Origin of the sequence: Rhodococcus baikonurensis, assembly GCF_040489275.1 — a bacterium.
Taxonomy (GTDB): Bacteria; Actinomycetota; Actinomycetes; order Mycobacteriales; family Mycobacteriaceae; genus Rhodococcus_F; species Rhodococcus_F baikonurensis.
The window spans coordinates 194,545-208,975 of sequence record NZ_JBEUOQ010000003.1 but is presented as its reverse complement, the minus strand read 5'-3'; the positions used below and the strand labels follow the sequence as shown (position 1 = coordinate 208,975).

At 63.6% G+C, this 14,431-nt stretch carries 11 protein-coding genes; 5 read left to right on the top strand and 6 right to left on the bottom strand.

The features are described 5' to 3' along the window. Positions 1–23: 23 nt before the first annotated feature. The 3 genes from ABWI03_RS08560 to clpB all read right to left on the bottom strand — a co-directional run bounded on the left by ABWI03_RS08560 (position 24) and on the right by clpB (position 4,662). Entirely contained in the window at positions 24–911 is an 888-nt protein-coding gene (locus ABWI03_RS08560; RefSeq protein WP_298776176.1) for a TtfA family protein, read from the bottom strand. Positions 912–997: 86 nt separating this feature from the next. Next, complete coding sequence (locus ABWI03_RS08555; protein ID WP_095972450.1) at positions 998–1,951, bottom strand: hypothetical protein; 954 nt, start codon at positions 1,949–1,951, stop codon at positions 998–1,000. Between the two features lie 158 nt (positions 1,952–2,109). Then, on the bottom strand, positions 2,110–4,662 hold the full coding sequence (gene clpB, locus ABWI03_RS08550; protein WP_095972451.1) for an ATP-dependent chaperone ClpB: 2,553 nt from the start codon (positions 4,660–4,662) through the stop codon (positions 2,110–2,112). Between the two features lie 182 nt (positions 4,663–4,844). On the opposite strand from clpB, the gene ABWI03_RS08545 reads away from it, so the two are divergent. Beyond that, on the top strand, positions 4,845–6,041 hold the full coding sequence (locus ABWI03_RS08545) for an FAD-binding oxidoreductase (RefSeq protein ID WP_200314233.1): 1,197 nt from the start codon (positions 4,845–4,847) through the stop codon (positions 6,039–6,041). A 16-nt stretch (positions 6,042–6,057) separates the two neighbouring features. Then, positions 6,058–6,804: an FAD-binding oxidoreductase gene (locus ABWI03_RS08540; RefSeq protein WP_003944435.1), complete on the top strand. Its 747-nt coding sequence runs from the start codon at positions 6,058–6,060 to the stop codon at positions 6,802–6,804. A 3-nt stretch (positions 6,805–6,807) separates the two neighbouring features. Here ABWI03_RS08540 and ABWI03_RS08535 read toward each other — a convergent pair whose 3' ends face one another. After that, complete coding sequence (locus ABWI03_RS08535; protein ID WP_298775877.1) at positions 6,808–7,968, bottom strand: globin domain-containing protein; 1,161 nt, start codon at positions 7,966–7,968, stop codon at positions 6,808–6,810. Between the two features lie 235 nt (positions 7,969–8,203). On the opposite strand from ABWI03_RS08535, the gene ABWI03_RS08530 reads away from it, so the two are divergent. Then, positions 8,204–9,391 (top strand): nitric oxide synthase oxygenase, encoded by a 1,188-nt coding sequence (locus tag ABWI03_RS08530; protein ID WP_298775879.1) that lies wholly within the window; start codon positions 8,204–8,206, stop codon positions 9,389–9,391. Positions 9,392–9,397: 6 nt separating this feature from the next. Here ABWI03_RS08530 and ABWI03_RS08525 read toward each other — a convergent pair whose 3' ends face one another. Together ABWI03_RS08525 and ABWI03_RS08520 are read right to left on the bottom strand one after the other, a co-directional pair. Next, positions 9,398–10,783, bottom strand: coding sequence for a CitMHS family transporter (locus ABWI03_RS08525; protein ID WP_003944372.1), 1,386 nt, complete (start codon positions 10,781–10,783; stop codon positions 9,398–9,400). Positions 10,784–10,876: 93 nt separating this feature from the next. Next, a complete protein-coding gene (locus tag ABWI03_RS08520) occupies positions 10,877–11,884 on the bottom strand; it encodes a Bug family tripartite tricarboxylate transporter substrate binding protein (protein ID WP_298775880.1) in 1,008 nt (335 codons plus the stop codon). A 168-nt stretch (positions 11,885–12,052) separates the two neighbouring features. Between ABWI03_RS08520 and ABWI03_RS08515 the strand changes: the two genes are divergently transcribed. Together ABWI03_RS08515 and ABWI03_RS08510 are read left to right on the top strand one after the other, a co-directional pair. Beyond that, entirely contained in the window at positions 12,053–13,735 is a 1,683-nt protein-coding gene (locus ABWI03_RS08515) for a sensor histidine kinase (RefSeq protein WP_298775881.1), read from the top strand. Beyond that, positions 13,732–14,415 carry a response regulator gene (locus ABWI03_RS08510; protein ID WP_124567324.1) on the top strand — a complete coding sequence of 228 codons (684 nt, stop codon included), beginning with the start codon at positions 13,732–13,734 and terminating at the stop codon, positions 14,413–14,415. The genes ABWI03_RS08515 and ABWI03_RS08510 overlap by 4 nt, the downstream gene beginning before the upstream one ends. Positions 14,416–14,431 lie beyond the last annotated feature (16 nt).

Here is a 14,431-nt window from a genome sequence, read left to right as displayed (position 1 = left end):
GGGACGGGACGGGAACCTGAAGGTCAGTCGACGGGGCGAATTGTGCCCGAGCGCTGCGACGCCGGACGCTGAGCCGGCTTGTCGGCCGCCTCGGGCTTGCGCAGCGATTGGTCCTGACGCGGTCCAGATTCACGCGATCCAGATTCACGCGGCGCGGACTCACGCGGCGAGAATTCACGAGGTGCAGCTTCACGAGGCGGCTGCTCCTGACGCGAACGGGGCTGCTCTACCGGATCCTGAGCGGGGCGAGACTTCTCGGCCCCCGGCCGCGGACGGCTCGGATCGTGATCGACCTCGAGTTCATTGGGATCGGTGACGGGGGGCAGTACGTGCAAGATGCCGGACAGCCGCGCAACCGACTCGATTGCCGCGTCCCAATCCCGGCCGTTGCTGGTCACCGGCAGCGAGCCGAGCGTCCACGGCCCTTCGCTCCACAGCATGCTGATCGACGGCGGAACGGATTCGGTGAACGCCACCATGCGCTGATCACAGACACGACGAGCAATCTCGAGGTCCGTTGCGAAAACCACCCGGGAACCGATCGCACCCAGCAGGTTCAGGTCACCGTCTTTGGGCGGAGCTGTCGACTTCAACCGGAGATCGATGTCGACGTCGGACCCGATCTCGCGGCGAACGGCCACGATGGTCGCGGTCTCTTCCAGGTCGAACAGCACGAACTGCTCTCCGCGGCGACGGCCTCGGACGACGTCGGTGGCTGTGAGGTAGTCCTGCTTGGCCATGACCGCGCGATGCCATTCGCCTGCCAGCTGATCGTCGGTAGCCGTGTACGTGTAGCCCTGAGCCTTCGCCCAGATCTGACGCACTCGTCCTGATTGATCTCGCCTCGTCCTGTCGACGTACAGAAGCGCACCCGCGCCTGCGAGTGCAATTGCTGCCAGTCCGAACCACATTCCAGTCATCACCCTCCAGGGTAGCGACTCGCGGCTTCAACCTCCCGCGACACCCTGGTGGACTCGCCCGATGTGTCGTGAACGACTCAGTTGCCGAACTTCGGCAGCGACGTACTCAGAATCGTGTTGGCGGTCATCGTCCCGTTCTCCACCGGCGTTCCGTCGACGACGATGTTGTCCCCCGGTTGCAGATCGGCGATGGTGGCACGGTTGAGCGCGATGAGCGTGGTGTCCGCAGTGGTCAGGATCGTCACCTGCGAGCCGCCGATCGAATCGATGACCAATGTGCCGCCGTCATTCGACTTGACGGTGCCGACGGCTCCCCCGGCGTCACCGATGACTTCGCCGAGCCCGCCCGGAAGCTGGCTGAGCGGGGAATCCGTCGTCGGAGTCGGTGCCGTGGTGCTCGCCTTCGGCGGTGTGGTGGTCGGCGCCTGCGTCGTGGTCGTCGGGGGAACGAAAGCGGTCTGGGTGCCCTTGTCGTTCGAACCGAACGCCGAGAACGCGACGATCGCGATCACGGCGACCAGGATCCCGACCACGCCGGCGGCCACCCATGTCGCGAGCTTGCGCTTCTTGCCGCCTCCCGACGACCCGTCCTCGATGAACGGCTGTTCCGGCGGGACACCACCGCCACCACCGGCAACCGGATACTGCTGTGTATTTCCGTACTGCTGCGTATTTCCGTACTGATCCGTGGTCCCGTACTGCTGGGCCGTGTACGGCGGATAGGCCTGCGTCGCTCCGGGCGGCGGCGCCTGCGGATCGAACTGCGGGTTGTAGGCAGGGAACGCCTGAGTGGGATTCGGCTGCTGCCCCTGCTGCCCCAAGTACTCCGTGTTCTGATCCGGGCCACCGTAGGGATACTGCTGTGCCCCCGGCTGCTGACCGAAATACTCCGTCGGCTGGTTCGGATTCTGGCCGGACACCGTCCCGTACTGCTCCGTCGGCTGGTCGGGCGTACGCCCCCACACCTCGGTGGCCTCGGGATCCTCACGGCGCGGCCCACCCGAGTTACGCGGATCGTTCTGATCGGTCATGCCTGGCTCACCTTCGGTTGGGACGAAAGAGCGTCGAAGTCGTTCGGAGAGGCGCGGGTGCACTCATCCCCGGTTCGAGCATCCAGCCATCCAGGGTAGAACAAAATGCGAATGCCCCGCCGATCCAAGTGGATCGACGGGGCATTCCGCTTACCGAATCAGGAGAGAACCAACTGATCCGCGTCCTCGCTGACACCGACGTGCACGGTGTCGCCGTCCTGGACCTTGCCTGCCAGGAGCAGCTTGGCGAGCTGGTCGCCGATCGACTGCTGAACGAGTCGACGCAGAGGCCGAGCGCCGTACAGCGGGTCGTAGCCGCGCACTGCGAGCCACATCCGAGCCGCACCGTTCACCTCGAGGGTGAGACGACGCGCAGCCAGACGCTTCTGCAACTGCTCGAGCTGGATGTCCACGATGTGCTCCAGCTGCTCTTCGGAGAGCGAATCGAAGATGACCACGTCGTCGAGACGGTTGATGAACTCCGGCTTGAACGCGTGGCGTACCGCGTCCATGACCTGCTCCCGTGTGCCACCGGATCCCAGGTTGGAGGTCAGGATCAGGATGGTGTTTCGGAAGTCCACCGTGCGGCCTTGACCGTCGGTGAGTCGGCCTTCGTCGAGCACTGCGAGCAGGACGTCGAACACGTCGGGGTGTGCCTTCTCGACCTCGTCGAAGAGGACCACCGAGTACGGGCGTCGCCGGACAGCTTCGGTGAGCTGGCCGCCGGCTTCGTAGCCGACGTATCCCGGAGGGGCACCGACGAGTCGGGCCACCGAGTGCTTCTCACCGTATTCGCTCATGTCGATGCGGATCATCGCGCGCTCGTCGTCGAAGAGGAAGTCCGCCAAGGCTTTGGCGAGCTCCGTCTTACCGACGCCGGTCGGGCCGAGGAACAGGAAGGAACCGGTGGGCCGATTGGGGTCGGCGACACCTGCTCGGGCGCGGCGAACCGCATCCGAGACGGCGACGACGGCGTCGGTCTGGCCGACGACTCGCTTGCCGAGTTCGGACTCCATGCGGAGCAGCTTCTCGGTCTCGCCTTCCATCATCCGGCCGGCGGGGATTCCGGTCCAGGCTGCGACCACGTCTGCGACGTCGTCTGGCCCGACCTCTTCCTTGAGCATCACGTCACCGTCGGAGGCGGCTCCGGAAGCGGCTGCTGCCTCTTCCAGTTCCTTCTCCAGCGCCGGGATGCGGCCGTAGCGCAACTCGGCTGCCTTGCCCAGATCGCCGTCACGCTCAGCGCGTTCGGACTCTCCTCGCAGGTTTTCGAGCTGTTCCTTCAGCACGCGCACCGAGTCGATGGCCTGCTTTTCGTTCTGCCAGCGGGTGCTGAGCTGATTGAGCTTTTCGCGGTCGTCGGCGAGTTCCTGACGCAGCTTCTCGAGCCGTGCCTTGGACGCGTCGTCGGTTTCCTTCTCGAGTGCCACTTCTTCGATTTCGAGTCGGCGAACCGTGCGTTCCACCTCGTCGATCTCGACGGGCCGCGAGTCGATCTCCATACGCAGTCGCGATGCGGCTTCGTCCACGAGGTCGATGGCCTTGTCCGGCAGGAACCGCGACGTGATGTAGCGGTCCGACAGCGCGGCAGCAGCCACCAACGCGGAGTCGGTGATGCGCACGCCGTGGTGCACTTCGTAGCGCTCCTTGAGGCCGCGCAGGATGCCGATGGTGTCCTCGACCGAGGGCTCACCGACGAGCACCTGCTGGAAACGACGCTCGAGTGCTGCGTCCTTCTCGATGTACTTGCGGTACTCCTCGAGTGTGGTGGCACCGACCAACCGCAGCTCACCGCGGGCGAGCATCGGCTTGATCATGTTGCCTGCGTCCATCGCGGATTCACCGGTGGCTCCGGCGCCGACGATGGTGTGCAACTCGTCGATGAAGGTGATGACCTGTCCGGCGCTGTTCTTGATGTCGTCCAGAACTGCCTTGAGACGTTCCTCGAATTCACCGCGGAACTTGGCACCGGCGACCATGGACCCGAGGTCCAGGGACACGACGGTCTTGCCTCGCAGCGATTCCGGGACGTCACCCGCGACGATGCGTTGGGCCAGGCCCTCCACGATCGCGGTCTTACCGACGCCGGGCTCACCGATGAGGACCGGGTTGTTCTTGGTACGACGCGAGAGCACCTGCACGACACGACGAATCTCGGTGTCGCGACCGATCACCGGATCGAGCTTGCCGCTTCGCGCGGCTTCGGTGAGGTCGGTGGAGTACTTCTCCAGCGCTTGGTAGGTGCCTTCCGGCTCCGGGCTGGTGACGCGAGCGCTGCCGCGGACGGTGGTGAAGGCTTCACGCAGTGCGTCCTGGGTGGCGCCGTGGCGCACGAGCAACTGGGCGACGTCGGAGTCGCCGCCGGCCAGTCCGTAGAGGACGTGCTCGGTGGAGACATATTCGTCGTCCATCTCGGTGGCGAGGTGCTGAGCAGCGGTCAGTGCCGCGAGTGCCTCGCGTCCGAGTTGCGGAGTGGAGCTTGCGCCGGTTGTCTTGGGCAGGCGGTCGACGATTGCCTGAGCTTCACGGTGTACGACCGTGGGGTCGACGCCTACGGCTTTGAGTAGTGGGGCAGCGATGCCGTCGGTCTGGTCGAGCAATGCGACCAGCAGATGGGCGGGCCGGATATCGGGATTACCCGCCGACGACGCCGACTGCAGTGCAGCCGTCATCGCAGCCTGGGTCTTGGTTGTTGGTGTGAACGAGTCCACTTGTCACCTTTCTGGCGAAGTCGAACGGGAAGAGCCGCGACCGGTTGGTATTGCGACTGTGTCACTATGCTCAACGCGGACAAACTTGAGTCTATTCCGCTCAAGTTTGTTTTCGCCAGACCGAGTTGGTTTCGTAGGTCACATTTTCGGCCGTACTAGAATTGTGGCGAGAGTTGCAGCTGGTGCGAAAGGGGGATGGATTGGATCCGACAGTGATCGCCCGTCTGCAATCCAGCCTCGATTCTCTGACCGACGACGAAGAGAGCCGCGCGCACTTCTCGGCAGTGTTCTACACCGGCCTCTTTGCGGAACATCCTCTGTACCGCTCATTGTTCCCCGCCGGGATGGAATCGCAGGGCCACCGTTTCTTCAGAGCCGTCGAGTTCGTCGTGAAGAATCTGCCGCAGCACCGCCGAATCCGAAAGTTCCTCACGCAACTCGGCCGCGACCACCGTCGCTACGGTGTCGAGCGTGAGCACTACGAGGCCGCAGGCGTCGCTCTGAAGCGCGCGGTTCGGTCGATGTACGGCACGAGCGCGCACAGCCGCTACAAGTGGACGCCGGAACTGGACGAGGCCTGGTCGCAGTTCACCGACCTCGTCGTGAGCACGATGGCCGACGGCGCCGAATCCGATACGACCCCGGCGCTCTGGGGCGCAACCGTGGTCAGCCACGAACGAGTCCTCGACGATCTGGCGATAGTGCGCCTCGAAGCCGACCCACCCATTCCGTACGGGGCGGGACAGTACGTCGGCGTTCAGATTCCGCAGCGCCCGAAAATGTGGCGGTACTACTCACCGGCGATTCCGACCAACCCTTTCGGTCAGCTCGAGTTCCACATCCGCAAGGTGTCGGGAGGATGGGTCAGCCCCGCGATCGTCAGCGAAACCAACGTCGGTGACCGCTGGGTCATGTCCACTCCCCTCGGCGGTCTCGAGGTCGACTTCACCAGCGACCGTGACGTTCTCATGATCGGGTCCGGCACCGGCATCGCCCCTCTGCGGGCCCAGGTGATGGAAATGTCCCAACGCGCGAACAACCCGCGCGTGCATCTGTTCGTCGGCGGCCGCTACCCGTGCGACCTCTACGACCTCGAAACCCTCTGGCACATCTCGCTCAGCAACCCGTGGTTGACCGTCGTACCGGTTTCCGAAGAACCCGAAAACCCTTGGTGGCACAACGGACCGGTGCTCGAACCGCCCTTCGGAATGCACAGCCGACTGATCGGACCGATCGGAAAAGTGGTCGCGCAGTTCGGCTCGTGGGCCGACCGTCAGGTGCAGATCTCGGGGTCACCGTCGATGATCAAGACGACCGTCTACGCCTTGCGTGCCGGCGGAACTCCGCTCGACCAGATCCGGCACGACCCGCTCTACTGACTACAGGAGAACTTTCATGGCCCAGCGAACCTGGTCGAGCACAGTTGTCGAACATCACCGTCTCCGTGAGGATCTGGCGGTTGTCCGCCTGGTCGGCGATGTCGTCCCCTTCCGCCCCGGCCAGTACGTCGATGTCAGCGTCCCGCAGAATTCGCGGTTGCTCCGTCGGCTCTCCCCCGCCCTGCCTCCCTCACACGACGGGAAGCTGGAGTTTCACGTCAAGACGGTTCCCGGCGGTTGGGTCAGCGGTTCGATAGTCAAGGACACCCAGCCCGGTGACGTCTGGCAGATCCTCGACCCGCGCGGCAACCTGTCCGTCGACGAGAACGGACCCACCGTCATCATGGTCGCGGGCGGAACCGGCTTGGCTCCGCTCCGGTCGATCATTCTCGATCTGGCTCAGACCCCGAACCCGCCGCAGGTGTACCTCTTCTTCGGTGGCAGAACGCTTCGCGATCTCTACGCAGCGGACATGCTGTGGCTGCTCGCCGACCAGTTTCCGTGGTTGCAGCCCATTCCTGTCGTCGAAGATCTCTCCGACGGCGGCCCGCCCGACGGATGGTTCGACCGGTTGAACGTCGACATCGGATTCGGCGACGATCATCTCATCGAGGGAACGCTCGCCGACGTCGTCGCGTCGTACGGTGCGTTCACCGAACATCAGGTCTTGGTGTGCGGGTCAGCAGCAATGGTTCGATCGACGCGTGATCGATTGATCGAGGCCGGAACGCCGGCCGAGGTCATTCAGTTCGATCCTTACTGACGGTCAGTACGTCGGATCATTGCGAACGGTGTCGACGTCGATGCCCACTGCGCGCAGCCTGAATTTGGTGCTGTTGACCATGGATTCGCTGCCGACGACCTGAATGTCGTAGCCCGCCCAGTCACCGAACGAGGTCACGACCTTGCCGACCTTGCCGACGATGCGCCTGGCCATGCCGATCGGGGGCAGCGGTTCCGCTTCGGTGTGCCACCACGGATTCTCGTCTTCTTCGGAGACCGGGACAATCGTGAGCCACGGGTGCTTCTCTGCCAACTTCCACAGGTATGGAAGGTCGTACAGATCGCACGGATGCTGTCCGGAATAGAACAGTTGGACCTTGCGGGTGTTGCCGCGTCGGATCAGCTCGAGTATCTGAGCGCGCAGCGGAGCCACTCCGGTTCCCGACGCGATCATCAAGAGGTCCTTGGAGTTCTCCGGAATCCCCAGGGCGCCGATGGGCGAACCGACCACCCAGGTGTCACCGACAGCGGTCTGGTTCACCATGACCGGGCTGACCCACCCACCGGTGACCTGCCGAACGTGGAACTCGAGGATTCCGGTCCCGTCGTACGGCGTGGCCGGCGAGAGGTAGCGCCACATCCGCGGCCTCGCGGCGACCTGCACGCTGACGTACTGACCGGCGCGGTACTCCATCGTCTGGTCGAGCTGGAGCCGCACGACGGCGACGCCCTTGATGACCGGACGGCATTCGACGACCGTGGCACTCCAGGCGGGCGGTCCGTCTTCCGCGTTGGCGGCATCCATCATCGCGGCCGAGATGATCGCGAGCGCGTTGCGCCACGCGCTGTCCACCTCGTCGGTCCACATTTCTGCGCCACCGAAAGTTTCGAGTGCTTCGATCAACGCGTTCCCGACTGCCGTGTAGTGCTCGTCGGTGACGCCGTACTTACGGTGATCGCGGCCGAGCTGCGCGAGGTACTCGACTATCGCGTCGGACTCGTCGAGGCGCTCGACGACGTGGGCGATAGCGCCGACAAGCCGGTCCCGCTGCACATCCATCGCTGCCGGAAAGAACTCCCGGGTTTCGGGCGATCGAGCGAACAGGATCGAATAGAAGGTACGGGCGAGCCGTTCCGGACCATCTTCCACCGCAGCGACGGATTTGAAGCTCGACCGGACCAGAGAGATTGCTTGCGAATCCACGCTCATCCTCGTCCCGACTAGACGCGGCAAGACCCGCCGCGGAATTTCGTCTGCAGCTTATGTCACAAATGTCTGACTCGTAAATCATTCTGGACAAGTGTCACAATGCGACCCCATTTCGCGGTGTGACCGTCCCTTTCTTATTCTTGCGTGCAAGATAAACAAGAGCTTCGACACTCTCGATCGCCGAGCTAACGTTCAGCGAAATCTCAACCAGCCAAACAGGAGTCGTGCCGTGGATTTTGTTCGACAGGACGAATTGCCCACCGATAGCGGGCTTACGTCCCAGATCGCCTCCACTACCCCGACGCTGACCGAGCTTCAACGTCGGGAACTCGAGTGCGTCGAATTTTTCGACTCTCCGGAACTGGGCCACCTCCCCACGTCTCGGCGGCGCGAGGCCTTGCGTGAACTCCACCGGACCGGCACCTACACGCACACAGCGGAGGAATTGCTCGTCGGCGCCAAACTCGCCTGGCGAAACCACGCCCGGTGTGTCGGTCGCGCCCATTGGCGGACCCTCAAACTCATCGACGCGCGCGATGCCGTCACCGCTTCCGCTCTCGCAGAAGCGTGCTGGGAGCACCTGCGTCTGTCGACGAACGGTGGCGCTCTGCAGTCCGTCGTGACGGTCGGCCCCCTTCCCCGCGAGGACGGCCAGGAGTACCGCATCCTCAGCCCGCAACTGATCCGCTATGCCGGCTACCGTCAGCCGGACGGCAGCATCCTGGGCGACCCCTGGCACGTCGATCTGACCGCTCAGGTCACCGCGATGGGATGGAAGGGCGCCGGTACGGCGTTCGACGTTCTCCCCGTACTGATTTCGGTTCCCGACGAGCCCTTGCAGTATTTCGACGTTCCGACGGACCTCGTACTCGAGGTCGAGATCGAACATCCCGAATACGGCTGGTTCGCTGATCTGGGGCTTAAATGGCACGCCGTTCCCGCGGTCTCGGACATGAATCTCGACATCGGCGGAATCGTCTATCCCTGCACACCGTTCAGCGGTTGGTACGTCAGCACCGAGGTCGGCGCACGCAACTTCAGCGACACCGATCGCTACAACATGTTGCCCACCATCGGAGCGATGATGGAGCTCGACATGAGCCACGACCGCACGCTGTGGAAGGACCGCGCACTGGTCGAACTGAACCGCGCAGTTATCCACAGCTACCGCAAGGCCGGCGTCATCATGGTCGACCATCACACTGTCGCAAAGCAATTCATCGATCACATCGCGCGTGAGGACAAGGCCGGGCGCAAGTGCCCGACCGACTGGTCCTGGGTGAACCCGCCCATGTCCAGCTCGCTCACACCGACGTTCCACCGCCTGTACGACGAGCCAGATCTCGACATCCGGCCCAACTTCGTCACGAAAAAGAAGAAGGGCACCGACCAAGGCCGGTGCCCCTTCCACAACTGATCGCGCTCAGAAGGGGATCTGCCCCAATCCGACGCCGACCACGAGCATCGTGATCGAGATCAGTCCGGCTCGCCACAGGACCTTCTTGTGGTGATCCGCCAGGGACACACCGGCGAGGGTGACGAGGAGCAGGATCGCCGGGACCAGCGGACTCTGCATGTGTACGGCCTGCCCGGTGATCGACGCGCGCGCCATCTCCACCGGCTCGATGCCGTACTGCGCTGCAGTCTCGGACAGTACCGGGAGCACCCCAAAGTAGAATGCGTCGTTGGTCATGAAGAACGTGAGCGGAATGCTCAGGACGCCCGTGATGACGGCAAGGTGCGGGCCCATGGCGTCGGGGATGACCTGCAACAACCACTCCGCCATTGCCTCGACCATGCCGGTTCCCTGGAAGACTCCGGTCAGCACGGCCGCTGCCAGGACCATCGCGACGACCGAGACGATGCTCGACGAGTGGCGGGCGATCGCTTCGCCCTGATCCTTGACCGCCGGGAAATTCACCGCGAGAGCGATCGACGACGCGATCATGAACAGCACCGGGATGGGCAGGATGTCCATCACGAGCACCACGAGAAGGATCGTCGTCAGCGCGGCGTTGAACCAGAGCAGCTTCGGTCGCAAGGTGTCCCGCTTGGGGTCGAGGCCGTCGATGAAGCGTCCGGTATCGCCGCCGTCGTCTTCGGAGTCGTTCGAGCCGCCGGTGCCGGCGCTACCGGTGCTGGAACTTCCACCGTTTCCGACCTTTTCGAGGATGCGCTCAGAAGTCAGGACCAAAGTCCCGATCCTGCGGCGTTCCATGATCCCGAGGTGAATCGCGAATCCGAGCACCATGATCAGGCCGACGATCAACGACGGCACCATCGGGACGAAGACGTCGGACGGTGAGAGTCCCAGCGCACTCGCCGCTCGGACGGTCGGGCCGCCCCACGGAATGATGTTCATCGTCGCGTTGGACAGGCCGGCGATCACCGTCAGGACGACGGGGCTGACACCGAGTTTGAGGTAGAGCGGTAGCAGCGCGGAGGTCACGATGATGAAGGTCGTCGAACCGTCGCCGTCCAGGGACACCACCATCGCGAGCACCGCGGTTCCGACCACGAGCCGCATCGGATCGTCCCGCACCATCCGCAAGATGAGTTTGACCAGCGGATCGAACAGTCCGACGTCGATCATGATTCCGAAGAAGATGATCGCAAAGAACAACAGAGCCGCGGTGGGTGCAAGCGACTTGATGCCGTCGGTGATCATGTCGCCGATTCCGAGCCCCGCCCCGGCAAGTAGTCCGAAGGCCACCGGAACCAGGGTCAGTCCCACCACCGGGGTCGCGCGTTTGGTGAGGATCAGGAACATGAACACCGCAACCATGAGGAAGCCGAGTGTGACGAGCATGATGAACTCCTTTTGTGCTGAGTTGCCGAGAAAAACGGCACGGCAAATCGAGCCGGTGACCTTCGTGGAGGTGAAACGAAACTTTCGGTTGTGCTAGTTCGTGCCGGGCGGATCGAGCGTCGCGTCGACGAACTGGGCTTGATCGGCAAGGAAGGCAGAGAACTCTGGTTCGGTGAGAACTGCACTGTTCCAACCATTTCGGCGAGACAGCTCGTTCCACCGCGGGCTTGCCGCCAGATCCCGCACCAAATCCTGCAAGCGCTGACGCTGATCGTCGCTCAGACCCGGCGGCGCCATGAGCCCTCGCCAGTTGGTGAACGTGACGTCGACGCCCGACTCCGCCATGGTGGGCGCATCCACCGCCGGGGTGCGCTCCGGCGAGCTGACCGCAAGAACCCGAACCGTGCCTGCCGCAATCTGATCCAGGTACTCACCGATTCCGGTTGCAGCGACGTCGACCTGCCTGGTGAGCAGCGCGGGGAGCAGTTCTCCGCCGCCGTCGAAGATGCGATAGGGAGACAGCGACGGATCTATCCCGACTGCCCGTGCGAACAGAAGGCGGAACAACCCGTCCGGTCCACCTTCACTCGAACCACCGCCGATCGAGATCGACGACGGATCCGCCACCCAGGCCTGCGTCAGATCCGCCAGAGTTTTGTACGGCGAATCTGCCGGAACCAGTAGAGCTTCCGGTTCTTCGACCAGTCTCGCGATCGGCGTCACGTCGGCAAGAGTGTGCTCTGACGGCAAAATCTCGAGCGAACCCAGAACACCGAGCCCCATGACCATGAGCAGATCGGGATTCCCGCTTTCGAGAGCCAACCGGTTGAGTCCGACGATGCCGCCCGATCCGGGCAGTACAACGACGTCGGAGTCGACGGTTCCCTCGTCGGCCAGTGCCTGCACCATGGTCCGGGCGGTCAGGTCGTAACCACCACCGGCCACCGAGGGCACCAGTACTCGCAGTTCTTCGGAACTCTCACCCGCTCGGCCACCGGCGAAGAAGGACTCGACCGGAGTGCATCCGGTCGAGAGCACGAGAGTCATCGCGCAGGCGCCGAGCAGGGCGATATGCCTACTCAGCCGCTTCGATACCTTCATGTCGCTGCCCTTGTCTGCTGGTTGTCTGCTGGTACCGCTGTGTGAACAGGTTTCATACTGACGCACTTTGTGACTGGGGTCACCATTGGGAAAGCAAATTGATTTGTGCTCATTGTGCTCACGAACGGGCGCTTTCCCGACATCGAACCGAAGGCTAGGGTCTGGCTGGTGTCCTCAGGAAACGAGCAGGCCGAGCGAGAGCGCAGGTCGCCACTGCGTGCGCGCTTGCGTCCGCGCCGGCACACTCTGGCGTCGCAACTCCTCGAGCTGCAACTTCTGATCGTCGTCGCGGTTCTCGTGTGCGTCACTGCCCTCTCCCTCGCTCAATCGTCCGCGAGTTTTCAACGCGAGGAGGGCCGTCGCGCACTCTCCGCAGCGGAATCGCTCGCAGCCAATCCGGCGGTACGCGAACTACTCCCCCAGGCTCAGACCCGCCTGCGCTCCGGACTACAGGGTTCGGTCGACTCGGTGCGCGCCATCTCGGGCGTCACCTACGTCTCGCTTGCCGACGCCGACGGCACTGTCGTCATTTCGACGCGCCCCGGTGATGTCGGCATCGATGCACGTCAGACCCAGGATCGGTCGTGGACGGGCTTGGTCGACACGCCATCCGGCAAGGCCGTGGAAGCGCACGTTCCGATCCTCGGAGGCGAAGGCACGATTACCGGAACCGCGATCGTCGGCATCGAGTATCCCTCGATCTGGGCGCGACTGCTGCAGTCGGCGCCGAACCTCCTGGTGTACCTCGCGGTGGCCTCACTCCTCGGCGGCGTCGGTTCGATCCTGTTGGCCCGCAGGGTCAAACGGCAGACCCTCGGCATGGAGGCCGGGGAGATCCTGGACCTGGTTCGCCAACGAGAGGCGATGTTGCGTGGCCTCAAGGAAGGTGTCATCGCATTCGACGCGCAGGGAAAAGTGGTGCTGATGAGCGACAGTGCTCACCAACTCCTCGACATCCCACGCGGGAGTGCCGGTAGATCGGTGCGGGACCTCGGCCTCGACGACCGCCTCCAGAGTGTACTGACCTCCGGCACAACCGAATCCGATCAGTTGGTTCTTGTCGGTGATCGACTACTGGTCCTCAACACCGTCTTGATCGAATCCAAAGGCCGCACTATCGGGTCGGTCACCACTTTCCGCGACCGCACCGAATTGCGCTCCGTGGAAGAGGAACTCGACGTGACCAGAACCAGCACCGACGCACTACGCGCACACATCCACGAGTTCGACAATCAACTGCACACCATCTCCGGCCTCGTCCAGCTCGGCGAATACGACGAGGTGGTCGGCTACGTCGAGGGCTTGACCATGGAGCGCGCGCAGGTCAGTGCATCCGTCACCGACAAGATCGCCGACGTCGGTACCGCTGCACTCGTGATCGCCAAGATAGGTGCCGCTGCACAGGGACTGGTCACGGTCGAACTCACCGAAGACACACATCTGGAGGCGGTGGACCGCAGGCTCGGACGAGATCTCGCGACGGTGGTCGGAAACCTCGTCGACAATGCCGTCGACGCCGTCGGTGAGATGACGGAAGCCTCGCGCCGCAAGGTTCGGTTGTCGATTCGCGACCGCGGTGCAGCCGTCGAAGTGCGAGTCGAGGACGCCGGCCCTGGTATCGCGCCGGAGAATCGCGACAGGGTCTTCGGTCAAGGCTGGAGCACCAAGGGACAGTCCAGTGACGGACACGGTTTCGGCTTGGCACTGGTACGCCTGACGTGTCGTCGACGCGGTGGCGACGTCACCGTGAGCACGTATTCGACAGCAGGAATCGAGATACCGGGTATCGAGACAGAGGACATCGAGTGGACTGTCTTCACTGCGGTCCTACACGACGGAGAGGGCGCATGATCCGGGTACTGGTGGTCGACGACGACTTCATGGTGGCGAAGGTGCACAGCGGATTCGTCTCGCGGATAGACGGTTTCGAAGTGTGCGGCGTTGCCCATTCGGCCGAGGCCGCGCTGACCGCGGTCGGTGAGTTGCAACCCGACCTGGTTCTACTCGACGTGCACCTGCCCGGTACCACGGGACTGGATCTGATCGCCCCGTTTCGCGAGCTGGCACCGGAGCTGGACGTTCTCGTCATCACGAGTGAGCGCGAGGCGGGCTCGGTCAAGAAGGCACTGCGCAGCGGCGTCGTGCATTACCTGATGAAGCCCTTCACGTTCGAGGTTCTCCGTGAGCGGCTCGAGCGATACCGATCGACCTACGCGAACCTCGACAGTACCGGCGAAGCAGAACAGGACGCGGTGGACGAGGCTTTCGGAGTGGCCGGTGGCGCCGCGGGGGCGTCGTCCCTCAAGGGGCTACCGAAAGGACTCAGCCCCGAGACCCTTCAGTTGGTCGAGACAGCACTGCGAGAGGTAATCGAACCCGCCTCGGCAACAGAAGTTTCCGAGAGGATCGGCATCTCACGCGCAAGCGCGAGGCGCTACCTCGAGTATCTCTACGAAACCGGGCGGTCCACCACCTCGCTGAAATACGGAGTGGTGGGCCGCCCGGAGCGCCGATACGTCTGGAAACGCTGACCCTTCGCTGTCGACG